Below are 3434 nucleotides of genomic sequence, written 5' to 3' on the forward strand. Positions count from 1 at the left end.
CGCTCGGCAGCGTCACCCTGTTCGCCGAGGATATGAGCGCCGGGCGCGGCTGGATCGCGGTGGTGGCGGTGATGCTGGGCCGCGGCCATCCGGTCGGCGTCGCGCTCGCCTGCCTGCTGTTCGGCTTCGCCGACGCCGCCGGCCTGCGGCTGCAGGGCAGGGGGCTGCCGAACCAGCTCACCGATATGGCACCCTATGTCATCACTCTGGTCGCGCTGGTCGTCGCCCGTGGGCGGCGCCGGCGCGGGGCCGTGGCCTGAGAGCCGAGAGAGGAAGCGATGGAAGACCCCTATGTCCTGGCGGAAGAAGCCGCCACGGTCCTGAAGCAGAAGCTCGGCGCCGACCATCACGCCGCGATCGTGCTCGGCTCCGGCTGGGGCCCGGCGGTGGACCGGATCGGCGAAACCGTGGCCGAGGTGCCCTTCGCCGAGATCCCGGGCTTCCCGCCGACCACGGTGCTGGGCCACAAGGGCGTGTTCCGCAGCGTCAGGGCCGGCGACCGGCGCATCCTGGTGATGGCCGGGCGGGTGCATCTCTATGAGGGCCATCCGCCGGCCAAGGTTGTGCACGGCATCCGCAGCGCGGTGCTGGCGGGCACGAAGATCGTGGTCCTGACCAATGCCTGCGGCGGCCTGCGCCCCGGCATGAAGCCGGGCGAGCCGGTGCTGATCCGCGACCACATCAACTTCACCGGCGTGTCGCCGCTGTTCGGGCCGAATCTGGACCGGCTGGGGCCGCGCTTCGTCGACCTGACCGGCTGCTACTCGCCCCGGCTGCGCCAGGCGGCGCAGAAGCTGGACCCGAGCCTGACCGAAGGCGTCTATGTCGGCTTCCCCGGCCCGATGTTCGAGACGCCGGCCGAGATCCAGATGGTCGGCCGCTGGGGCGGCGACATGGTCGGCATGTCGACGGTGCTGGAGGCGATCGCCGCCCGCCATCTCGGCGCCGAGGTGCTAGGCCTGTCGCTGGTCACCAACCTCGCCGCCGGCCTGCCGGGCGCCGATCTCGACCACGAGCACATCCTCGACGTCGCCAAGGGCACGGCCGAACGGATGGGCGGTCTGTTCCACGACCTGGTGCGCGCGATCTGACGGCACCGCCGGAACCGGCCGGCGGACGCCGCCATTTCCGATCAGGAAGAGTGGCTGTCGCGAGGCTGTCCGATGCGGCGCATCAGGCGGGTCCCGACGGAGTCCAGCGCCGTGTCGTCCGTCGGCTATGATCCGAAGACCAGGTCCCTCGACGTCGAATATGCCGGCGGGATCGTATACCGCTACTACCCGGTTCCGGACCGGGTCTGGCGCCAGCTGCTGGCGGCGGAGTCGAAGGGCCGGTTCGTCAACGCCCGCATCCGGGACGCCTATCCGTTCCGCCGCCTCGGCTGAACCCGTCCGGAGGTGGCTTCGACCACCGCCGGACGGTTCCCATCAACGCATCGTCAGTGGTTGTTGCGCGGCACGCCCTTGGTCTGGGCGACGCGCTGGTACTTCAGCGCCGGCTTCAGCGCCATGCCCTCGGCCAGCTGGTCGGTCAGGGCGCGCTGGATCTCCTGCCACGGCGTCTGGTGGTCCGGAACCTTGAAGCCGCCCTGGGCCTCCAGCTCGGACCGCCGCCGCGCCAGCTCCTCGTCGGAGACCAGCACGTTCACGCTGCGCTGGCGCAGGTCGACCCGGACCTTGTCCCCGGTCTTCAGCAGCGCCAGGCCGCCGCCGGCCGCCGCCTCGGGCGAGGCGTTCAGGATCGAGGGCGACCCCGAGGTGCCGGACTGCCGGCCGTCGCCGATGCAGGGCAGGGCGTGGACGCCCTTCTGGATCAGCCGCGCCGGCGGCTGCATGTTCACCACCTCGGCCGCGCCGGGATAGCCGATCGGTCCGGTGCCGCGGATCACCAGGATCGAGAACTCGTCGATCTCCAGCGCCGGGTCCTCGATCCGGTGGTGGTAGTCCTCCGGCCCCTCGAACACCACGGCCTTGCCCTCGAAGGCCTCCGGGTCCTGCGGGTTCGACAGATAGCGGTCGCGGAATTCCGGCGAGATCACGCTGGTCTTCATGATCGCGCTGTCGAACAGGTTGCCCTTGAGGTTCAGGAAGCCCGAATGGGCCTTCAGCGGTCGGTCGACCGGGCGGATCACCTCGGGGTTCAGGTTCTCGACGTCGCGGCAATTGTCGCCGATGGCACGGCCGTTGACCGTGATCGCGTCCGGGTGCGGCAGCAGCCCGGCCTTCAGCAGCTCCGCCACCACGGCTGGCACGCCGCCCGCCTGGTGGTAGTCCTCGCCGAGATACTCGCCGGCCGGCTGCAGGTTGACCAGCAGCGGGATGTCGTGGCCGACCTTCTCCCAATCGTCATTGTCCAGCGGCACGCCGAGATGCGCGGCGATGGCGTTCAGATGGATCGGCGCGTTGGTCGACCCGCCGATGGCGGAGTTGATGACGATCGCGTTCTCGAACGCCTTCCGGGTCATGATGTCGGACGGCTTGATGTCCTGCTCGACCATCTCGACGATGCGCAGGCCGGTCTCGTAGGCGATCTGGCCGCGCTCGCGATACGGCGCCGGGATGGCGGCCGAGCCGGGCAGCTGCATGCCCAGCGCTTCGGCCAGTGAGTTCATGGTCGAGGCCGTGCCCATGGTGTTGCAGTAGCCGACCGACGGGGCCGAGGCCGCGACGATGTTCATGAACTCGTTGTAGTCGATCTCGCCGGTGGCCAGCCGCTCGCGCGACCGCCAGACGATGGTGCCGGACCCGACCCGCTCGCCCTTGTGCCAGCCGTTCAGCATCGGCCCGACCGACAGGGCGATGGCCGGGATGTTGACGGTCGCGGCCCCCATCAGCAGCGCCGGGGTGGTCTTGTCGCAGCCGACCGTGAGCACGACGCCGTCCAGCGGATAGCCGTACAGCAGCTCGACCAGCCCCAGATAGGTCAGGTTGCGGTCCAGCGTGGCCGACGGGCGCTTGCCGGTTTCCTGGATCGGGTGGCACGGGAACTCGAACGGGATGCCGCCGGCGGCACGGATGCCGGCGCTGACCCGCTTGGCCAGCTCGAGGTGATGCCGGTTGCAGGGCGACAGGTCCGAGCCGGTCTGGGCGATGCCGATCATCGGCTTGCCGGACTGGAGCTCCTCGCGCGTGATCCCGAAATTCAGGTAGCGCTCGATATAAAGGGCCGTCATCCCCGGGTCGTCGGGGTTGTCGAACCACTGCTGGGACCGCAGGGTCCGGGATCGGTCTTGGCCGGCCATCGTTTGTTTTCCTCCACGCACCGCTCGTTGTCGGCGCTGACTGCAACGTAATTGTACGACGATATACTATGGCACCGGGCCGGGGGCCAGATACAGATGGATTCGCGAGGCGCCGGACGATGCCGAGCCTGCCCTGATCCCGCCATCTCCCGGTGCTGTGCTGCGACCGGCCCATGGGCGGGGAGGGTGGCAT

3 protein-coding genes and 1 pseudogene are annotated in these 3434 nt (G+C 69.6%); 3 read left to right on the forward strand and 1 reads right to left on the reverse strand.

Annotated elements, in window-relative coordinates; genetic code table 11:
- The 3 genes and pseudogenes from P409_RS29820 to P409_RS29830 all read left to right on the forward strand — a co-directional run.
- Nucleotides 1-260, forward strand: a pseudogene (locus P409_RS29820) (hypothetical protein); the annotation flags it as partial.
- A gap of 18 nt (nt 261-278) precedes the next feature.
- The gene (locus P409_RS29825; protein ID WP_034846969.1) at nt 279-1091 is read left to right on the forward strand and encodes a purine-nucleoside phosphorylase; all 813 of its coding nucleotides are present in this window, start codon (nt 279-281) and stop codon (nt 1089-1091) included.
- Nucleotides 1092-1163: 72 nt separating this feature from the next.
- Nucleotides 1164-1385: a KTSC domain-containing protein gene (locus P409_RS29830; protein ID WP_202964852.1), complete on the forward strand. Its 222-nt coding sequence runs from the start codon at nt 1164-1166 to the stop codon at nt 1383-1385.
- A gap of 53 nt (nt 1386-1438) precedes the next feature.
- On the opposite strand, the gene P409_RS29835 is transcribed toward P409_RS29830, so the two are convergent.
- Nucleotides 1439-3241 (reverse strand): IlvD/Edd family dehydratase, encoded by a 1803-nt coding sequence (locus P409_RS29835; protein WP_034846971.1) that lies wholly within the window; start codon nt 3239-3241, stop codon nt 1439-1441.
- Nucleotides 3242-3434 lie beyond the last annotated feature (193 nt).

The sequence above is a fragment of the Inquilinus limosus MP06 genome, from assembly GCF_000767795.1.
In the GTDB taxonomy this organism is placed as follows: Bacteria; Pseudomonadota; Alphaproteobacteria; order DSM-16000; family Inquilinaceae; genus Inquilinus; species Inquilinus limosus_E.